The 19671-nt window shown below is 67.8% G+C and carries 15 protein-coding genes and 1 rRNA gene; 6 read left to right on the top strand and 10 right to left on the bottom strand.

The window, feature by feature from the left end:
- The 4 genes from QWI33_RS25020 to QWI33_RS25005 all read right to left on the bottom strand — a co-directional run.
- Positions 1 to 903 (bottom strand): 16S ribosomal RNA (locus QWI33_RS25020); the annotation flags it as partial.
- Positions 904 to 1720: 817 nt separating this feature from the next.
- Positions 1721 to 1990, bottom strand: a complete 270-nt coding sequence (gene rpmA, locus QWI33_RS25015) for a 50S ribosomal protein L27 (protein WP_205324360.1) — start codon at positions 1988 to 1990, stop codon at positions 1721 to 1723.
- A 12-nt stretch (positions 1991 to 2002) separates the two neighbouring features.
- Positions 2003 to 2302: a 50S ribosomal protein L21 gene (gene rplU / locus QWI33_RS25010; RefSeq protein ID WP_205324359.1), complete on the bottom strand. Its 300-nt coding sequence runs from the start codon at positions 2300 to 2302 to the stop codon at positions 2003 to 2005.
- Positions 2303 to 2586: 284 nt separating this feature from the next.
- A complete protein-coding gene (locus QWI33_RS25005) occupies positions 2587 to 5136 on the bottom strand; it encodes an Rne/Rng family ribonuclease (protein ID WP_289959570.1) in 2550 nt (849 codons plus the stop codon).
- A 617-nt stretch (positions 5137 to 5753) separates the two neighbouring features.
- On the opposite strand from QWI33_RS25005, the gene QWI33_RS25000 reads away from it, so the two are divergent.
- Positions 5754 to 6458 carry a hypothetical protein gene (locus tag QWI33_RS25000; RefSeq protein WP_289959569.1) on the top strand — a complete coding sequence of 235 codons (705 nt, stop codon included), beginning with the start codon at positions 5754 to 5756 and terminating at the stop codon, positions 6456 to 6458.
- A gap of 366 nt (positions 6459 to 6824) precedes the next feature.
- Positions 6825 to 7925 (top strand): hypothetical protein, encoded by a 1101-nt coding sequence (locus QWI33_RS24995; protein WP_289959568.1) that lies wholly within the window; start codon positions 6825 to 6827, stop codon positions 7923 to 7925.
- A 56-nt stretch (positions 7926 to 7981) separates the two neighbouring features.
- Here QWI33_RS24995 and QWI33_RS24990 read toward each other — a convergent pair whose 3' ends face one another.
- Positions 7982 to 9676, bottom strand: a complete 1695-nt coding sequence (locus QWI33_RS24990) for a hypothetical protein (protein ID WP_289959567.1) — start codon at positions 9674 to 9676, stop codon at positions 7982 to 7984.
- Positions 9673 to 10929, bottom strand: a complete 1257-nt coding sequence (gene eccE, locus QWI33_RS24985) for a type VII secretion protein EccE (protein WP_289959566.1) — start codon at positions 10927 to 10929, stop codon at positions 9673 to 9675. Before eccE ends, QWI33_RS24990 begins: the two co-directional genes overlap by 4 nt.
- Positions 10930 to 11114: 185 nt before the next feature.
- Between eccE and QWI33_RS24980 the strand changes: the two genes are divergently transcribed.
- Complete coding sequence (locus QWI33_RS24980) at positions 11115 to 12443, top strand: S8 family peptidase (protein WP_289959565.1); 1329 nt, start codon at positions 11115 to 11117, stop codon at positions 12441 to 12443.
- 195 nt (positions 12444 to 12638) lie between these two features.
- On the opposite strand, the gene QWI33_RS24975 is transcribed toward QWI33_RS24980, so the two are convergent.
- A complete protein-coding gene (locus QWI33_RS24975; RefSeq protein ID WP_289959564.1) occupies positions 12639 to 12905 on the bottom strand; it encodes a WXG100 family type VII secretion target in 267 nt (88 codons plus the stop codon).
- A 52-nt stretch (positions 12906 to 12957) separates the two neighbouring features.
- Positions 12958 to 13248 (bottom strand): WXG100 family type VII secretion target, encoded by a 291-nt coding sequence (locus QWI33_RS24970; protein ID WP_289959563.1) that lies wholly within the window; start codon positions 13246 to 13248, stop codon positions 12958 to 12960.
- A 326-nt stretch (positions 13249 to 13574) separates the two neighbouring features.
- Between QWI33_RS24970 and QWI33_RS24965 the strand changes: the two genes are divergently transcribed.
- Positions 13575 to 14369 carry a hypothetical protein gene (locus QWI33_RS24965; RefSeq protein WP_289959562.1) on the top strand — a complete coding sequence of 265 codons (795 nt, stop codon included), beginning with the start codon at positions 13575 to 13577 and terminating at the stop codon, positions 14367 to 14369.
- Positions 14370 to 14415: 46 nt separating this feature from the next.
- Positions 14416 to 15675, top strand: coding sequence for a hypothetical protein (locus QWI33_RS24960; RefSeq protein WP_289959561.1), 1260 nt, complete (start codon positions 14416 to 14418; stop codon positions 15673 to 15675).
- 114 nt (positions 15676 to 15789) lie between these two features.
- On the opposite strand, the gene QWI33_RS24955 is transcribed toward QWI33_RS24960, so the two are convergent.
- Positions 15790 to 17304 (bottom strand): S8 family serine peptidase, encoded by a 1515-nt coding sequence (locus QWI33_RS24955; protein WP_289959560.1) that lies wholly within the window; start codon positions 17302 to 17304, stop codon positions 15790 to 15792.
- Between the two features lie 274 nt (positions 17305 to 17578).
- Positions 17579 to 18736, bottom strand: a complete 1158-nt coding sequence (locus QWI33_RS24950; RefSeq protein ID WP_289959559.1) for a hypothetical protein — start codon at positions 18734 to 18736, stop codon at positions 17579 to 17581.
- A 94-nt stretch (positions 18737 to 18830) separates the two neighbouring features.
- On the opposite strand from QWI33_RS24950, the gene QWI33_RS24945 reads away from it, so the two are divergent.
- Positions 18831 to 19670 (top strand): hypothetical protein, encoded by an 840-nt coding sequence (locus tag QWI33_RS24945; RefSeq protein WP_289959558.1) that lies wholly within the window; start codon positions 18831 to 18833, stop codon positions 19668 to 19670.
- Position 19671: the final 1 nt, after the last annotated feature.

The following is a 19671-nucleotide window of genomic DNA, read 5'->3' as shown; positions in this document are numbered from 1 at the left end:
TTTGAGTTTTAGCCTTGCGGCCGTACTCCCCAGGCGGGGCGCTTAATGCGTTAGCTACGGCACAGAATCAACCAACGTGACCCCACACCTAGCGCCCACCGTTTACAGCATGGACTACCAGGGTATCTAATCCTGTTCGCTCCCCACGCTTTCGCTCCTCAGCGTCAGAACAATCCCAGAGATCCGCCTTCGCCACCGGTGTTCCTCCACATATCTGCGCATTTCACCGCTACACGTAGAATTCCGATCTCCCCTAATTGCCTCAAGTCGACCCGTATCCACCGCAAAACCCCGGTTAAGCCGAGGCCTTTCACGGCGGACGCAATCAACCGCCTACGAGCCCTTTACGCCCAATAAATCCGGACAACGCTCGCGCCCTACGTCTTACCGCGGCTGCTGGCACGTAGTTAGCCGGCGCTTATTCAACCACTACCGTCAACCCCGCGAATACGGAGCCTTCGTGGTGGATAAAAGAGGTTTACAACCCGAAAGCCGTCATCCCTCACGCGGCGTCGCTGCATCAGGCTTTCGCCCATTGTGCAAAATTCCCCACTGCTGCCTCCCGTAGGAGTCTGGGCCGTATCTCAGTCCCAATGTGACCGACCGCCCTCTCAGGCCGGCTACCCGTCAAAGCCTTGGTGCGCCACTACCGCACCAACAAGCTGATAGGCCGCGGGCCCCTCCCCAACCGCAAAAACTTTCCACCTCGAACCATGCGGATCAAGGTCGTATCCGGTATTAGCCGCCGTTTCCAACGGTTATCCCAGAGATGGGGGCAGGTTACCCACGTGTTACTCACCCGTTCGCCACTCGAGTACCCGCAAGCGGGCCTTTCCGTTCGACTTGCATGTGTGAAGCACGCCGCCAGCGTTCGTCCTGAGCCAGGATCAAACTCTCCAACAAAAACCTGTTGCGCACTGACACCTCACGGCACCAGCGACTTTGGTATGTGTCGAAGCATGTCCTGACCGATTTTCTACGGGGCACCAAGCAAGTGCCCCAAGGAAAAGACAGTCAAAAACAGTACCAACCAGAAACCACCAGCACCTAGGCCAACAATTCCCGATCAGCCCGCACGCTGACCATCCAAACACCCTGTTGAGTTCTCAAACAACACGCCAACCCAGAACGATCCTCATAAGGATTCGGCCTCAGCCGGAGCAACCTCTCAACTCTAACAGTCTCGATTCGTTCTGCAACCTTCAGGCTTGTTAACCTGAGTCACACTCGATCGAGCCTCTATTGAGTCTCAAAGATTCCCGAGATTCAGCTTCCGGACCGCGCCTAAACTCTGTGAGCTTGTCGCTGGTCTCCGGCGGCTTCCGGACCAGTCCGTTTCGGCTGTTCCGTTCCCCCTCGGGCTAGGACAACATTACACGCCTTTTCGAGGGCACGAAACAGGGGGTCCCCTTTTCGATCGCGACGGCGCTGAGCTGCGGCGATACCGCTGCGACGCAATCGGATCGGCCGAAGGCGGTCGATGCGGGCGCAAGCGGGGGCCGGCTCTTCTCGCTTCATCGCGGGGTCCCTGGTTCGAACTTAGGGGAAGGGTCCGACATTCCGGGGTCGTCGCGGTGAACAGACCGTTGCCATCGGTGCGCGTGACCGGGCCGGCGCGGAGGCGGTGGCGCCGTACGGGTCCCGGGTACGCGAAAGGGCCGGGCCCGTCTTTCGACGGGCCCGGCCCTTGTTCATGCTTTCGAGCGTTGCCGCTCCGGTCTTACGCCGCAACCTCGGTGGAGGCGGGGACGATGTTGACCAGCTTGCGGCCGCGCTTGGAGGAGAAGAGGACCTCTCCCTCGGCCAGAGCGAACAGCGTGTCGTCGCCGCCGCGGCCGACCAGGTCGCCCGGGTGGTACTTGGTGCCGCGCTGACGGATGAGGATCTCGCCCGCGCTCACGTGCTGACCGCCGAAGCGCTTGACGCCAAGTCGCTTGGAGTTGGAGTCGCGCCCGTTGCGGGAGCTGGATGCGCCCTTCTTGTGTGCCATCTGTCCAACCCCTTACTTGGTGATGCCGGTGACCCGGACGAGGGTCAGCGGCTGGCGGTGACCCTGTCGCTTGTGGTAGCCGGTCTTGTTCTTGTACTTGTGGATCTTGATCTTCGGGCCCTTGGTGTGCTCGAGAAGTTCACCGCTCACCGTGACGCCAGAGGCGTCGGTGACCACAGTGCCTTCGTCGACGAGCAACACCGCAGGCAGCGTAAGCGTGTCGCCGGGCGCGCCCTGAAGCTTCTCGACTTCGAGGACGTCTCCTTCGGCGACCTTGTACTGCTTTCCGCCAGTCTTGACGATTGCGTACATGTCGACGCGGTCTCCTTGGGTCCTCCCCGGTGCGGGGAAATGAGTTCCCCGCAGGGGAACGGTGTTTGTCAATTTCGCGGTGCCAGGCACCTGCCGGTCTTCGGTTTCGCGAACGTCACCTGGGCCGGCCCGCCGATCGAGCTCCGCGTTCATCCCCGTGAGTGCGGGGAGGAAAAGCTGAGGGCTCTATAGGCCGCTCACTAGGGTACGTCATGTACCCGCTGGTTCGGGCATCGGGATCAGCTCAGCGCCGCGGACGTCACAGTCCGCGGCGCCGGGCCGTCCTAGTGCTCGGGTGCCGTCGAACCGGCTTCGTCGCCGGATTCGGTGTCGGCTTCCGCTGCCTCGGTGGACGAGTCGGCGGAGCTCTGCTCCTCGGCCAGGACCGCGTCGGCGTCCGCGGGGACGGCCTCCTCGGTCGCGGCGGCGAGGTCCACGGGCTCGGTCTCGACGACCGTGGCCGCGTCAACCGGCTCGTCGGTCGTCTCGTCGACGATCGCGACGTCTTCGTAGTCGTCGTGGTCGTCGTGCTCGTGGTCGTGCTCGGGCAGCGCTGCCGCGATCTTCGCGGTCTCGGCCGCAGCCGACTTCACGTGCGGCTCGGCCTGCTCCTGCTCCTGCTGGCCCTGCTGGCGGCCGGACTTGTTCCGGTCCCGCTTCTTCTTGCCGCCGCCCTGGGCCTGCTGCTGCTGTTGGGGCTGGTTCGCGTTGGCGTTGCCGCCCCCGCCGCCGTTGCCCTTCTTGCGGGTGTTGCCGAGGATCTCGTCCGTGTTGACGATGACCCCGCGGCCCTTGCAGTGCTCGCAGGGCTCGGAGAAGGCCTCGATGAGGCCCTGGCCGACGCGCTTGCGGGTCATCTGGACCAGGCCGAGCGAGGTGACCTCGGTGACCTGGTGCTTGGTCCGGTCACGGCCCAGGCATTCGGTCAGGCGGCGCAGCACCAGGTCGCGGTTCGACTCGAGCACCATGTCGATGAAGTCGATCACGATGATGCCGCCGATGTCGCGCAGGCGCAGCTGCCTGACGATCTCCTCGGCCGCCTCCAGGTTGTTCCTGGTGACGGTCTCCTCAAGGTTGCCGCCCTCACCGGTGAAGCGGCCGGTGTTGACGTCGATCACGGTCATGGCCTCGGTGCGGTCGATGACGAGCGAGCCGCCGGAAGGCAGGTAGACCTTGCGGTCCAGGGCCTTGAGGAGCTGCTCGTCGACGCGCATCTCGGCGAAGACGTCCTTGGAGCCGGTGTGGCGCTTGAGCCGCGGGAGCAGCTCGGGCGAGACCGACTCGAGGTACTTGTGGATCTCGTCGTACGCCTCTTCGCCTTCGACCACGATCTCCTTGAAGTCCTCGTTGAAGACGTCGCGGACCACCCGGATCAAGACGTCGGGCTCGGAGTGCAGCACGCTGGGCGCGTTGCCCTTCTTCGACTTGGCCTGGATCTCCTCCCACTCCATCTGGAGGCGGGAGATGTCGCGGGCCAGCTCCTCGGGACCGGCGCCTTCGGCGGCGGTGCGGACGATCACGCCGGCGCCCTCGGGCACCAGCTTCTTGAGCGCCGCGCGCAGGCGGGTGCGCTCGCGGTCCGGGAGCTTGCGGGAGATCCCGGAGGCGTTGCCGCCCGGGACGTAGACCAGGTGGCGGCCCGACAGGGCGACGTGGCTGGTCAGGCGGGCGCCCTTGTGGCCGACCGGGTCCTTGGTGACCTGGACGAGCACGGCGTCGCCGGGGCGCAGGGCCTGCTCGATCGAGCGGGCCTTGCCGGCGAGGCCGGTGGCGTCCCAGTTCACTTCACCGGCGTAGAGCACGGCGTTGCGGCCGCGGCCGATGTCGACGAAGGCGGCCTCCATGCTGGGGAGCACGTTCTGGACCTTGCCGAGGTAGACGTTCCCGACCAGGCCCTGGGTGCCGGACTTCGACACGTAGTGCTCGGCGAGGATGCCGTCCTCGAGGACTGCTGCCTGGGACTTGCCCGCGCGGACGCGGACGATCATCTGGCGCTCGACGGCTTCGCGGCGGGCGAGGAACTCGGCCTCGCTCACGACGTTGACCCGGCCGCGGCCGGACTTGCGGCCGTCGCGGCGGCGCTGGCGCTTGGCCTCGAGGCGGGTGGAGCCGGAGACGCCGCGCACCTCCTCGTTGGAGGAGAGGGCCCGGCGCTGCGGGGTGCGGACCTTGACGACCACTTCGGCGTCGTCGTCGGTGTCGTCCGGACGCGAGCGGTCGGAGTCCTCCGAGCCGGCGCGGCGACGGCGGCGACGGCGGCGACGGGTGACCTCGGGGCCGTCGGCCTCGGAGTCCTCGTCCTCTTCGTCGTCGGACTCGCGGTCCTCGTCATCGTTCTCGTCGTCATCGTCCATGGCGCCGTCGACGCCCTTGCCGCGGCCGCGGCCGCGGCGGCCCCGGCGACCGCGGCGGCGACGCCCGGCCTCGGAGTCGTCATCGTCGTCGAAGTCGTCGTCGTCGAACTCGTCGACGGCGGGCGCCTCGCCCTTCGGCTCGGGCTTGTCGGAGGACCGCTCGGTCCTCTCGGGGCCCTTGTCGGCGGTCTTCTCTGCAGCCCGGTTCTCGGAGCGGTTGCGGGTGCGCTTGCGCGTCGCCTGCTGCTCCTGGGGCTGGGCCTTCTTGGCCTGCGTCTTCTTCGCCTGGCCGCGGCGCGGCTCGGGCTCTTCCTCACGCGGTTCGCGCTTGGCGGGTTCGGCCTTGGGTTCGGCAGCCTTGGGCTGGACCTTCGGCGGGGGGGCGAACATCGGCGCGACGGTCGCTGCGGCGGCGCGGGGGCGCTCGGTCCGCGGCGGATCCGCCGGAGGCTCGTCGTTCTTGGGTTTCTGAGGAGCCATGAAGGTCACCGCGACAACGGGAACCTGTTCGCGCGGCTCATTCTCGCGCATATGAATAAATCTCCATTCCAGCCGCCGCCCGGGCGCGTGATGCGATCTGCATCCGCTGCCGCACGGGCGCGGCATCAGCAGTGCGGTCCTCCCGGCGTGGCGAGGCCGGCATCCGGCTCGCTTCGCCCAAGAGGCTGGCGAGCCATGCTCCGGCGCTCAAATCATGCCGTTCGGGCCGCACTGTAAGCCTCAACTCGCGCTGGGATTTCAACCTCTGCCCCAGCCGAGTGGTCAAGTCCGTCGCCGTCGTGAGGGACGCGGACAGGACATCTCCAGGTCGCACCATACGTAGCTGTGTGCGGTACGACAAGGTCGAGTATCGCACACTCTGCGCCATTCACCGAGCCGGACGACGGACCGGTGCCGCCGCTCTCAGTCCCCGACCACGTCACAGGCCCGAAAGTAATGAGCGCCGTCACGAATGGGTGAGAAAACACGACTCCTCGTGGTTGGCACGGTTCGAGCGTGGCCCGTGTCCCATGTACTCGATAAGCTGTGGGCTGGCGCGTCGGCACCGAGCCTCTCGACCGAGCCCGGGCGCGCCCCGCAAGCTTCGGCACTGAAGGATGACGACCATCGCACTCCAGGTGATCGACTCGGACGAGTCCGAGGAACCCCGGGCGGACGGCAAACCCTCCACCTACCAGGGGCGGCATCGCGGTGCCGACCTCTTCCGCCAGCTCACGAGCGTCGGCTGGGTGCTCGCCGTCGTCGCGCTGCTGCTCGCGGGCGGGGCCACCGTCCTGTACTGGTCCTCCGGGAGCGGCGACGAGGAGCCCTTGATCGACGCCGGGCAGATCGATGACCTGTGCGCGCTCTCGGTGGACGCCGAGCTGCTGGCCCCGTGGGCCGACACCGAGCAGGCCCGCAACCCCGAGGAGTCCTCGAAGGAAGCGGTGCAGACGTTCAAGTGCACCTACTCGGCCGAGTACACCGGGGACGACGCGTACCGGCTGGTGACGCTCTTCTCAACGGTCCAGGTGTACGAGGACGCGTCGAAGGCGCGGGCAGCGCACGCCGGGGTGCTCGAGTTCGAGTCCTCCGAGGGCTTCACGACCGAGGACGTGGGCGGCATCGGCGAGCAGGCGGCGGCAGTGACCGTGGCCGAGGGCGAGGAGACACAGGTCAGGCTCCACATCCAGACCGCGAACGTGACGTTGACCATCAACCTGTTCTTCACGGGCGTGCCGCCCGAGGGCGGCGACGTGCGCCGGCTGACCGAGGATCTCGGCACGAGCCTCGTCGACGCGCTCCCCCGAGTGGCGAATTAGGCGGCTCCCCTTAAGCTGGCGGTGACTACCGCGGCGTCAAGTCGACACGCCGGGAATCATTCGCGGAGGATCATCGTGAGCGCCACACCACCCTTTGGCCCGGCATATGACGAGCAGCCCGAAGACGGGCAGCGGCCGGGCTCGGGCCAGTGGCGCCCCCGGGCGGGCAGACCGCGCGGAGCGCAGGGCGAGCCGGGCCGCAACCCCAGCGGGCAGATGCCGCAGGCAGGCGGACCGCAGGGCGGGCCGCAGTCAGGCGGCGTGCAGCCCGGTGGACCCCAGGCCGGCGGCCCTCAAGGCGGACCCCAGGGCGGACAACGCCCGATGCCGCAGGCCGGGCGGCCTTCCCAGGACCCTCGCGGCGGCGTGCCGCGCGCAGGCGGTCCCTCGGCGGGCCGCGGCCCCCAGCCCGGCCAGGGCCGACCCGGCACTTCAGGGCAGGGCCAGTCGCCGCAGCACTTCTCCCCCCAGTCCGGCGGCTACGAGTCGCGCCGTCCGCAGGGCGGGCCGGTGACCGGTTCGACGCCGCGCACCGCGCCCGGGTCGGAGCCGCGTCCGGACCAGTGGGGTGCGGGTTCGCCACCCAGGCGCGAGGCCGGGTCGCCGCCGCGCCGTGACGCGGGCGCCGCACCCGGTCGCCCGGGTGAGCCGCAGCAGCAGTTCCAGAACCAGAGCCCGCAGGGCGAGCCGATTCCGCGACGGGACCAGCCGTTCGAGGAGACCGCGTTCGCCGACGAGGCCCGCGGCGAGTGGAGCGGCGGGAACGAGACGACGACGATCGGCCGGCTCGGGTACATGCCCAAGGAGCCGCGGCGCCGTTCGGACTTCCAGAAGGTGCGCAGCCGCGCCCGCAAATCGAGCCCGATCCCGAAGATCATCATCGGTGTCGTGGCGCTGGCCCTGGTGGGTGGCGGCGTGTACTGGTTCATGAACCGGGACGGCGGTACCGAGAGCACCGGCGGCACGGCGACGAACCTGACCTACGAGGGCAGCGACGAGCCGTGCTCGCTGGTCGACACCGCACCGCTCGATCCCATCGTGGACGGGGCGGAGCCGCAGCCGGTCGCGAACGCCGAGCAGAAGAGCCGCGGGTGGGTGCAGTCCTGCTCGTTGACGTACGGCGAGGCGCAAGGGGCGACGGCGCTCCTCGAGGTCGAGAGCACGGTCTTCGACACGGACGCGAAGGCGAGCGTCAACTTCGAGCTGGGCACGAGCGACATCGGCGAGCTGGGCGAGGCCTGGACCCTGGTGGAGCCGGCGCCGTCGATCGGCGACCAGTCGGCGGCGATCGCGCGCGTCCCCGAGGGCGAGACCTCGAACTTCCACCTCCATGTGCAGGACGACAACACGTACATGGTGGTGCGGCTCTCGGTGTCGAAAGACGCCGCACTGGACCAGCAGGGCCTGACCGACATCGCACTGGCGGTCGCGAACGGGTACCTGGAGAACTGGCGCGAGGCGAGTTAGGGACATGCGAAGGAGGGGCGGGGCCTAACGGCCCCGCCCCTCCTTCTATGCCTTGATCAGTACGTTCGCATCGGCGCGCCGAACATCTGCGCTTCGATCGAGGTCGGGGAGCACCACAGGTACCGCTCCTTCTGGCCCTTGCGCAGCATGGCGATCATGTCGTCGTGCAGCATCTGGAGCCATTGCAGCACTTCCTGGTTGACGCGGATCGCCGAGCGGGCGATCTGGGCCTCTTCGGCGGTGAGCCGCTGCAGGACCGTCATGTGGGCCTCGCCGGTGAGCTCGTCCGCGTAGTTGGTGAGACGCGGGAGCACGGTGAGCTGGGTGCGCCAGGGGCCGAGGACCGGTTTGGTCTGGGAGCCGCGCTCGCCGACGTCGTAGACGTACAGCGCCGGGGAGTGCTGGCTGGCCTCGACGGTGACGGGCTGGTCGCCGTGCAGGACCGCGAGGCGGTCGTTGCGGCCGGTCGCGGTCTCGCCCAGGCCGTTCCACTCCTGCGGGCGGGTGGTGCAGACCGCGACGCGGGTGCCGATCGCCAGGGCGCGGAAGACGAGCAGGCGGGCGAGGTACACGCCGCCGATGAGGTTGATGCGCGTCTCCTCCGGGCGGAAGAACGGGGCGACGACGGGCACCTGCTCGGCGTCGCGGCCGATCACGAGGCCCGAGGGCGGGCTGGCGGAGGTCATGAGCTCCAGCGCACGCGCGGTCGGGATCTGCGGGGCGGGCTTGACGGCCTCGACGGGGCGGCCCGCGTCGCTGGCGGTCTCGACGGCGCGGTCGGTGACCGGGAGGCCGTATACGGTGCCCTCGGTGGGCCCGGCGGAGACCGACCCGACGCCGAACAGGCCGGCCGAGGTCGGCAGCGAGCTGATCGGGCCGCCGGTGATCGGCGCCGCGCCGGAATACGGCATGCCCGAGTACGGCTGGGCCGAGGCGGGCTGCGCGGAGAACGGATGGCCCGAGACGGGCTGGCCGGACACCGGCTGCGCCGAGACCGGGGAGATCGAGGGCGCGCTGACGGGCGCGGCGGAGACCGGCGCGACCGACTGCTGCGAGTACTGCGGCGGCTGCGGCTGCGACTGCTGCGGCCGGGGCGGTTGCACCACCGGCGGTTGCGGCGTCTGCTGCTGCGGAGGCGGGGTGGCCCGGGCTGGCGTCGGCGGCTGGGCCGGAGGACGCTGCGGCTGCTGGTACTGCGGCGGCGACGACGGTTGCGGCGCTTGGTGCTGCGGCACCGGCGGACGCATCTCGGGCGGCCGGGGCGTCTGCTGCTGCGGCGACATGGGCTGGGCCGGGCGCGGCGGCTGGGCCGGCTGGCTCCCGGTCTGACCGGGCTGCGGGGGCTGCGCGCCGCCGCGGGCGGTGGGCGGCTGCGGCGGCGAGGTCGGGCGGCCCTGCGGTGCGACGGGCGGCTGGCCTTGGCGCGCACCGTACACGGCGCCGGACGCGGGCGGCTGCGCCGGCTGGCTCCCGGTCTGACCGGGCTGCGGCTGGCCGCCGTAGACGGCCGGCTGCGGGGGCTGCGCGCCGCCGCGGGCGCTCGGCGGCGGGGTGGCCGCACCCGCGGTGCCGGCGCGGCCGATCTTCGCGGTGCCCGAGGACTCGTCGTCGACAGCGCGGCGCTGGCCGCCCTGCTGCTCTTCGTCCTCTTCGGAGTGGCGGCTGGTGCGGTGGGCGCCGCTCTGGTACGTGCCCCCCTGGTAGGTGCCGCCGCCGTAGACGTTGCCGTTGCCGTTGTTGCGGTCGCTCATCGGGGGCCTCCTCCGGTGGGGGCGGATGCGTAGGCGGCGGGGCCGTGCTCGCCGTCGAGGCGCTGCAGGCGGACGCCGAGCTGGTCGGCGACGTTCAGCAGCTGGTTCTGGGCCGACTCCCAGGAGGCCTGGTCGAGGGCGAGGCGCACGATGCCGTCGACGGCGAGCTGGCGTCCGGTCACGCGGCCGTCGGGGTTGACCTTGCCGTTCGTGCCCGCGGTGACCACGGTCGAGACGGTGACGAACGCGGCGGGCACGCCCGAGAGCGCGTCGCCGGTGCGGTGCAGGGACGCGGCGTCGGTGGGCCACTTGGTGATCCGGTACGCGACGTGGCGCAGGCCGTCCGCGTACCAGTGGCTCCACTCCTCGGCGGTGCGCTCGCCCGGAACCGGCGCGAACGCGACGCCGAGCGATTGCGAGACCGCTTCGCGGACGCCCTCGGCGTCCAGGATGCGGTTGGGGACGCCGACATTGCCGAGCAGCTTGCTGACGCGCTGCGAAGTGCTGGCCAGCGCCTTGTACACGCCGTCGACCTCGCCGCCGCGTTCGGCGGTGGCCTCGCGGGCGTCGCGGGCGCCGAGGCGCACGGCGAGCCAGGCCTTGTGGTGGACCACGGCGGGGTAGTCGCCGAGGAGCTCGCGGTAGGAGCGGGAGGCGGGGCTGTTGTCGTAGGCGCTCAGGCCGACCGGGGTGGTGTGGCCGATGAGCTGGACGGCGGTGACGGGGACGGAGGTCTCGTCGAAGAGGCGCTCGAGGCGTTCGAGCGGGACGGCCTTGGTGCCCTCGTCGGTGGTGCCGATCTCGATGACGGAGAACCAGCCGCCGTTGTCGTGGCCGATGCCGACGTTCTCGTCGCGGTCCTCGATGCCGGTGATGCCCAGGTCGGGGGCGATGCGGTGGAGGACCTCGGTGAGCTGCTCGGGGTCGAGGGCGCGGATGCGCCGCTTCATGCGGGACTTGAGCGGCCAGGTCTGGTACCACCAGTAGTCGCCCTTGCGCCAGAAGACGATGACGAGCACGATCAGGGCGACGCCGCCGCCGGCGGCGCCGGGGATCATGCCGAAAGCCAGGCACGCCAGCGCGAGCACGAGTGCCAGCTCGATGGTGATGAGCTGCGCGACCGTGAGCGGGCCGAGCCTGCCGGTCGAACGCGTCGTGAACACGACCGACTCGCCGGGGGCCGGGCCGTTGCCTTGCTGGGCTTGCACGGACGCGGTGCCGCGAGCTTGCTGTTGGGCCTGCAGCATCGTCATGGGCGACGTCTCCAAGATGAAGGTGAGTGGTCGTATCCATCGTATGCGGACGAGTCCACCTCTTGGTCCCCCGCCCTTCCGGTGTTTCGCGCCGATACGGGTGCACCTGGCCCCTGGTATTGCGGCGTTAGACTGACCGGGTGCGATTCCTCCCGCGTGTACCTCTCTATTCCGCTGCTGTCGCGATGGCGACGGCGGGGATGGTCCTGCTGACCACCGCCCCCGCTCAGGCGCAGGCGTGGGGATTGCCCCCGGCGCCCGAGAACGAGCGGGGCGAGTGCGTCCCCATCGCCGAGGGCGGTAAGCCGCTCAACAAGGAGCAGTGGGCGAAGAACTTCATCGGCCTGGAGCAGGCGCAGCAGTACAACCGCGGGACCTTCGAGACCGGTGCCAAGAAGGGCCAGCCGGTGACGATCGCGGTCATCGACTCGGGCGTCGCCGCGGAGCGCGAGGAGGACGTGTTCACCGGCCGCCTGCTGGACGGTTACGACTGGTTCGACGGGAATGCCAAGGGGCAGTGCGATTCGAGCGGCCACGGCACGGCGGTGGCGGCGATCGCGGCGGGAAACCCGATGGGCAATCCCGGCGATCCGGATTTCATCGGGGTCGCGCCTGAGGCGAACATCCTGCCGATCCGAGTGTTCACCGGCGGCAAGGACGAGGGCGGGGACGCCAATAAGAGCAAGGCGGTCGGCCTCGCGATCATCGACGCTGTGGACCATGGCGCCGACGTCATCAACATTTCCTCGGTGATGCTCGAGTCCGATTGGCTCGCGGACGGCGTCACTTACGCCATGGAGCACGACGTCGTCATCGTCGCTGCATCGGGGAACGCCACGTCGCACATGGACGACGACAGCATCGATGCCGACAAGAAGACGTTCTATCCGGCCAACTACCCCGAGGTCATTGCGGTGGGGGCGCACAACCCGTACGGGAACTGGTACGAGGGGACCAACTTCGGGAACAATCTCGACCTGCTCGCGCCCGGAGTCGATGTGCCCTTCCCGCATGCTTCGGGCGAATGGTTCGTGGACCAGGGCACGAGCTACGCCGCGCCGTTCGTGGCCGGGGCGGCCGCGCTGCTGAAGGGCCAGTACGGGGCCGAGGCGACGCCGGCGTGGATTCAGCAGCGTCTGCAGGAGACTGCGATCCACCCGCCGAACGAGTTCAACATCTACCAGGGCCACGGCATCCTGAACGTGGGCGCGGCGTTGACCGCGCCGGTCGATGAGGCGGCGATCGCCTCGGACACGGTTTCGGAGGCGCCGACCGAGGAGCCGAGCGAGATCCCGATCGCCGACGAGGACCGCGACTCGATCGCCGGCCTCGACCCGGACTACGACCCGCTTCGCACGGAGAAGGCGATCGCGTGGGCGAGTGTCGGCGGTTCGATCGTGCTCGTCACGCTGGTGCTCGTGCTGCGGAAGATCGTGCCGAAGGGCCGCAAGCGCGGTTGGCGGCCTGGTAGCCGCAAGGCCGATCTGGTGCCGGTGAAGACCGTGAGCGATTGACGCATTCTGCAGGGAAGGGCGGGACCGGGTGGTCCCGCCCTTCTTCGTCTGGTGGAGCCGTGGCTTCCCGCCCGGGATATGCCGGTGCCGTGCGTGGTGTCCTCGCGGGCACGCCTGCATCGCGGGGTATGAAGAAACCCGGGCTGTCCTGTGGACTACCCGGGTTTCTTGTCGTCTTCGAGCTCGGGGAAACTGCTACGCGAAACGGCTGGCGTTTGCGGCTTCCGTCTCCTGGTAGCGGTTCTTCGCGTTGTCGACCGCGCGGCCGACGGCTTCGAGGATGTCGTTGATCTTCTCGAAGGACGAGTCCCACTGGGCCTTGGCCTCTTCGTAGGCGGCCTGGTCGCCACCGGTCCAGTCGAGGGCTTCGAGCTGGGTGCGGAGGTCGGCGAGCGTGCTGGTCATTTCACCAGACTGCGACGCGATCTCAGCAGTTGCCGCTTCGAGCTCCTCGTAGCTCATAGCAATACGAGAACCCATGGTTCACCTCTTTCCTTGGTTTTTGGGGGAAGGTCTACAGTTCGCCGTCGAAGGCGCCGAACTCGGAGTTGGACTCGGCGTCCATTTCCGCCTGCGCAGCGGACGAGGCGTCAAGGCTGTCGGCGATGTCCTGGAGCGCGTCGAGGAGCTTCGCAGCCTCGATGTCCCACGCCTGCATGACGTTGGCGAACGCTGCCGCACCCTGGCCGGACCAGGAAGAGGCGAGCTCGTCGCACAGTGCCTTCAGTCGAGCGAGGTTGCCGTCGACCGAGAGCTTCGCGTTGACGGTGTCAGTCGCGGCTTGGGCGACTGTTTCTGTGTCCATTGCGACATTGCCCATATTTCACCTCCAGGTGAATAACCGGGGCTGAGGCGCTAGAAACCTAGGCCTGCAGGGGTATCCCAGTGAGTATTGATCGATTCCGCAGTCACCATAACCCGTCCGTGCAAACTCACCGGGTTGGCGGTGCGCCTCTGAGTTTACAAGCATCGGAGGCGGCCGTGTATCCCCACTTTGTGCCAGCTCCGCAGGCGGTCCTCCCCCGATCGGGTGAGTGCAGGACCCTGTCGTTCGACTGCGAGGCAAGACGGTACGCAAACCGGTCTTACCAGGGCGAACGGGCGCCGGCGCGATGTCGACGATGGCGGCGGATGCGGCTGCTGACGACTTGTGTCCCGAACTCCCGCTTTCGTGCCATGCGGGACGACCTGTTCGGCCCAGGTGGTCGCCGCTCGGTATGCTGGAACTCAGCACAATCGAGCGACCGTGCCCGCAGCGCCACGCCGAACGGCTCGGGTCGATATCCCCCTGTAAACCCGATTCATTGCACCGAGGTGATGACGTTGTTGGACGCCGACTCCGGCTACACAGCTAGCTACGACGCGAGCGAGAACCTGTACTCGGTCACGAACTCCTCGACCGGTGTGACAACCCAGATGACCGAAGAGTCCTTCGACGAGTTCATCTCGAAGATGGATACCACAATCCAGGACCTCGGCCTCTTCCGAGACCGGGTCCTCGGTGGCACCGTCGTCACCATCAAAGAGAGCTGGAACCAGGACTACCTCAGCATGGGCGCCATGCAGGAGGTCGACGCGCAGAACCTCAAGCTCGGCGGCTTCGACGACGCGCTCGAGCTGCAGGAGGCGTACCGGACCGTCTTCTATCCTTCTCGCGCCGAGCAACTCGACCGGGTCGTGCACGGTCTCGACACTGGTCGCGTGGTCAGCCAGGACATCAAAGAAAGCTATCTCGAGAACGACGGCAACGTCTCGGCAGACGTGGTCAACATCCAGAGCGAGTTCGACTCCAGCAGCGGTCACATCACGGCCGGCGACGTGGACGAGGCCCGTTCGGAGAACCAGCGCGGCGGCGACGCGCCCGCAGGCGACGAGTCCGGCACCGGTGCGGACCCCGGCACCGAAGAGCAGCCTCGAGTGCTCTAGTCCTCGTTCATCGCTGAAGACCTGACCCCCTAGGAAGGAGTCGAAGATGGCCGCCAAAGGCAAAGGTGTCGACTACTACAAGAGCACCTATACCCACCAGCAGCTCTGGGACATGCTCCACGAAGGCGACGACTACACCGTCGAACAGGCGGGCTACATCTGGGTCTCCGCCGCGAGCGGCATGAAGGCCGCGCGCGAGGAGATGGACACGCACGTCGCTTCGCTCCGCACGCAGTGGACCGGCCCTGCCTCGGACGAGTTCCATGGCCGGATGAACCTGGTCAAGCAGTACAGCGTCGAGTCCGAGATGGGAATGCAAGACGCTGGAGAAATCGCTATCCCTCGGCTGGCTCAGTACCTCAAAGAAGCTCAGACTCAGTCCGAGACCCTCAACCCCGCGTACATCGACGAGTACGAAGACTGGGTTGAGAGCACGAAGCATGTCGATCCCGCTAGCGCTGAGGCTCAGTCCAAGAAGACTCAGTGGCAGCAGGAGTACCAGAACGACCTCAACACAAAACACGGCGAACTTGCCAAGATCGTTGCTGATCTTGGCGACCATTACGCCAAGGCAAACGAAGAGACCTTCGGCGAACTTCCGCCACCCCCGCCGAGCGACATGCCCGGTAACAGCACCTACACGAAGCCGACCGGCGGCGTGTTCTCCGAGACCGCGCTGAACTCTTCGAATTCGCTCGGCAGTGTCCCGGCAGACCAGTCCACCGACCTCGACGGCGACGGCTTCGCCGATACTCCGGGCGGTTTCGACCCGGTGGATCAGTCCGACGACCTCGACCCGGTTGCAGACGACTGGGGCTTCGGTTCCTACGACGATGTCGACTCGGATGTCGGTGGTCTTGCCAGCGCCACCCTTCAGGGTGGAGGCGGCGGGGGCGGCTTCCCGACCGGTGGCGGGACCGGCGGCACGGGCGGCGCCACCATTCCCGGTGGCACCGGACTTTTCGGCCCTTCCCAGGGTGGTTCGTCGGGTGGCAATCGCGGTGCCGGCACCAGCCCTGCGCGCTCTGGCGCGAACGGCGGCAAGCCGGGGTCGAGCCCTGCTCGTTCCGGCGCCAACAGCAGCCGCGGAGGCAACACCGGAAACCGCCTCTCTTCGACCAGCCGCAACACGATCGGTCGTGGCGGCAGCGGCGGCAACAACCCTCGTGGCGGTACCCGCTCCGGGTACAACGACGATGACGACGAAGAGACGTACACCCGCGAGACCTGGCTGCGGGAGGACGATGTCGACTGGAGCCAGAACAACGTTCGTCGTGAAGAACTCGACGACGATGACGACGACTGACGGACGCTGAGACGCCAGAGGAGTGGTTGCCAAAGATCAACCGCCCCTCTGGCGTTTTCGAGCGGCACGTTGAAGGGGCCCGAACGCATCGCGCTTGGGCCCCTTCTTGATGCTCTACTGCCGGTTCGGATCACTCGGTCGCCAGGGCGTGCCCTGATCCCCGCCGTTCGGAGGAAGAGTGAAGCCTTGTTGAGCGCGAGGTGGGCTGCTGTAGCCCTGTGGGCCAGGAGGAGGCGGAGCGCCGTATCCCTGGCTGCCGCCCATTGGCGGGCCACCGTACTGCTGCTGCATTGCAGGTGGCTGCTGGTACCCGCCTTGCACTGGACTACTGGCCGGGTTGTACGGTCCGGGCTCTCCGGCAGCGGCGTTCTTTCGGCCACGCCCCCGAAGAACGAGCCAGACGGCAATCGCTGCGCCGATAAGTACGACCGCCGCAGCGACCACTATGGTGGTCGAGAGGTTCGATTCCTTGCTAGCCTCTGCTCCACCGGCGGCCGGACCTGCAGACTCGTCGACGGCCTCAGATTCGGTAGGCTCGTCGGTGCCCTCATCATCAGGAGACGCCCCACTCGCGCCCGCCTCACCCATCGGGTAACCGAGCGGGTTCTCGGCGACTTCTTCGATGCCCTCCGCATGAACGGCTTGGTCAGCGTTCACCAATCCATATCCCGTGTCTTCGGCCTTATTGCCGCTGCCGTCACCTGCTGTCTGGATCATGCGCTGGATGACATTGCTCGCGTCGAGATCCGGATGCGAGGCCCAAGTCAATGCAGCGACACCGCCTGCAACGCCCGAGCCCATTGAGGTGCCGCCGACAACGTCGGCGTAGAGATCCGTGTTTCCAAGTGAACTGTCCTGTGGCAACGGCGCGGTCATCGAGTCAGCTGGTGCCGCAAGTTCTACTTCCGGCCCAGTGGTGGTGTTCTCGAACCAGATGTCACCATTGCGATCGGTACCTGTCACAGTCACTACGCCAGGCACAAATCCTGGATAGGGAACCTCTTCGTCCGGATCATTGCCTGCTGATGCAATGATCATCGCGCCTTTATCGATTGCGTACTGGAGGACCTCGAGGTAATCCCCTTCAAATCCTCGGCCATAGATTGCCCAAGGAACCACCAGGACATCTGCCCCATTGTCGACCGCCCATCGAACAGCGTCAAACTGTATGTCGCCCATGCCACCTGACAGAACCGACGCACCTGTACCAATGCGGACGGGCATGATGGTGGCCTCAGGCGCTGTCAGTAGGACAGCGGCAGCAATAGCGGATCCATGTCCGTCCGTATCATTCCAGCCGGTTCCATCCTCGGTTCCGAGCGCGGAATAGCCGGGCAGGATGTCCTTGTCAGCGAAAAACGGGTGGTCGTTGATTCCGGTGTCCAGCACCGCGACGGTGACGCCTTTGCCCTTGGTGGTCTCCCAAGCGGCAGGGGCCTGCACCTGCTCGGGGACCCAGGCGTTGTCGGCTTCATAAGTCGGGTCCTGCGCCAGGGCCGTGCCTGGAGTCGCGGCGATGACCGCTGCCGTGGCGAGGGCTGCGAGCCCTGCTCCGAATACAGCAAGTGGTCCTGGATTGCGTTGCGCTGGTTGGGGTTTCGGAGGGATTGGCGTGAGAGGTGTGGCCATAGGGTGAGACCCCTTCCGTGTGCCGGTCGTTACAGCGCGGTCCGCTCTGTCCCACAAGATACCGGACCAAGCGCAGGAGGCCTTATTCGGTGAAGGCGGTGGAGGGGAGCGACTGGGGTCGCCTCCCTGTAGAGGCCTTCGCCGATTTCGGGGATGCGGGAGCTGGCGACGAATGCAGTGCTGCCGTCGATCTCGACCACGAAGGGCGGCGACTGCTGCGAGCGTCAGGAGCCGGCAGCGGGGGAACAGAAACGTGCGGGTGCGGCGGTTGTCATCAGGCCGGCTCGCACCAGGACTCGTAGCCGTCCTGCCAGGCGGCCGGGTCGGGGTCGGTGGCGGGGTTCGGGTCCTGGTTCGGGCCGATGGCGTAGTCGCCGGTCTCGTCGTAGACCAGGTAGAGGCCGTCCGTGGAGATCGTGCACTCGAACACGCGCTCCTCGCCCGTCGCCGAATCGACAGCCGTGACGCGGGAGCGGCCTTCATTGCGGGTCAGCAGTCCGAATCCGAGCCCTTCGGCATAGACGGGGCCGCCGAAGCCGGCGGCGGTCACCTGGGGGTATTCGATGATCTCCCAGCGGTTGTCGTCGCCCGCGCTGAAGGAGGCGTCGCCGAGGTCCCGCTGCTGCAGGTCGAACGGGCAGCCGTAGACCTCGGGCCCCTCAGGGTCCGCCATGCACGCGTCCAGGTAGGCGGCGAGCCGGGCGTTGAGCTCCGGTTCGTCGCCCTCGACCGCAGTGAACCCCTCGAAGGTCCCGCGCAGGACCGGCGTCTCCGACCCGTCCGCGTTCACGAGGCGACTCCCCAGGGCGAGCAGCGGTTCAGCGTCGTAGGCGAAGAACTCGGGAGGGTCCTCGTAGAGCTGGTACGAGCCCGGGAGCAGCGAGAAGTCGTAACTCGTGAACGGCTCGGTAGACATCGGCAGCGTGAATCCGTTGACGTCCACATAGGGCACAGGGGGCGCATCGATGGTCAATGTCGCGAACGGGTCCGCCACCTTCCAGTGGTCGCCGTCGGGCTCGAGGTCGAACACCGTCGTGAGTTCGGTGTCGTTGGGCCCCTTGATGGTCGCCCACACCGTGGCGTAGTCGGTGTACGGCGACCAGGACTGGAGGCCGAGACCCTGGACCTCCCAGTCGGTGCTCATCGCCTCGGGGACGAGCAGGTCCCTCGCACCGTTCGGGTCCCCGGTCGTCATGGCCAGTGCCGCTTCCACATCCCCGGAGCGGGAGGCTTCGAGGAAGGCCCGCACGGTCTCGACCGGTTCGTCCGCCTCGCGGCCCGTGTCGATCCAGCGCGCGGTGTAGATGCCCGCGCCGAGGGCGAGGATCAGGGGGACGGCCACGGCGATCCGGCGGCGGGTGCGGGCCTGCATGGGTACGTCGGGCCAGCGCTTCGGCGGACGAGCATCGGGGTTGCCAGGGCGGACGGCCATCGGGGTTCCTTGGGCGGTTCGGGGGCTCACGGGATCGCGACCCACCGTACTGCGGGAGTTCCACACGGTTGCGGCCGATTTCTATGATGGCGGCGTGACCCCCTCTCCCGAACCCGCAGCTCCCCGCCCACCTCGCATCCCTGACTGGGTGTTCGCGCTGGGGCTGGCCGTCTCGCTGCTGGTCCTGGTCTTCTCGCCCCTCTTGACCGTCGCGCCCGCGAGTTTCCTCGATCCTCGAACGGTGGCGGATGCCGAGTCGGTGCCGCCGGACGAGGGCGGGACCGGCGACTACGCGGCGCTGGCGGAGGTGCTGCCGGAGGAGGAGCCGCCGGCGGCCTCGACTGTCGCGGTTGCGGATTTCGGGTACGACGTGTCGGTGGACGGCACGGCGTTCACCTGGGGCGCTTCGATTCGCAATACGCACGGCGAGTACGCGGCGCGGTTCGGGGTGCAGGTGTCCGTCGACGGAGTGCCGCTGTACGAGGAGGGCGGGTACACGTCCACGTACGGCACGATGACGCCCCCGGGCGGCGAGGTGCGGGTCGGGAACTCGCGGTATTTCGAGGACCTGCCGTCCGACCCGGTCGTCGCGATCGAGGTCGTGCGATTGGAGTGGTTCGCCTTCGACGACGGGACGCCTCCGGAGCCGCAGGCGCCGCCGCTGGGCGTCCGGGTCGACGGGATCGACGAGGGGGACGAGCCGCGCGGCCAGATGCGGTTCTCAGTGACGGTCGCGAACAGTGCCGACCATGCGATCGACCCCTGGTTGATGGCGGTCTTCCACCGCGCCGACGGCACCCCGGTGGGCGGTGCCCGGTTGTTCACCGACCTGCCGGTGCCGCCTGGGGAGTCAGTGCGCGAGTTCCGGGTCTGGAAGCAGGACGTTCCGGCCGGGGCGGACCTTTCGCTGACCGAATTCGTGCCGAGCTGGTAGC

The sequence above is a fragment of the Glycomyces tritici genome, from assembly GCF_030403505.1.
Note: the sequence above shows the minus strand (reverse complement) of the source record. Positions and strands in the feature narration are given on the sequence as shown.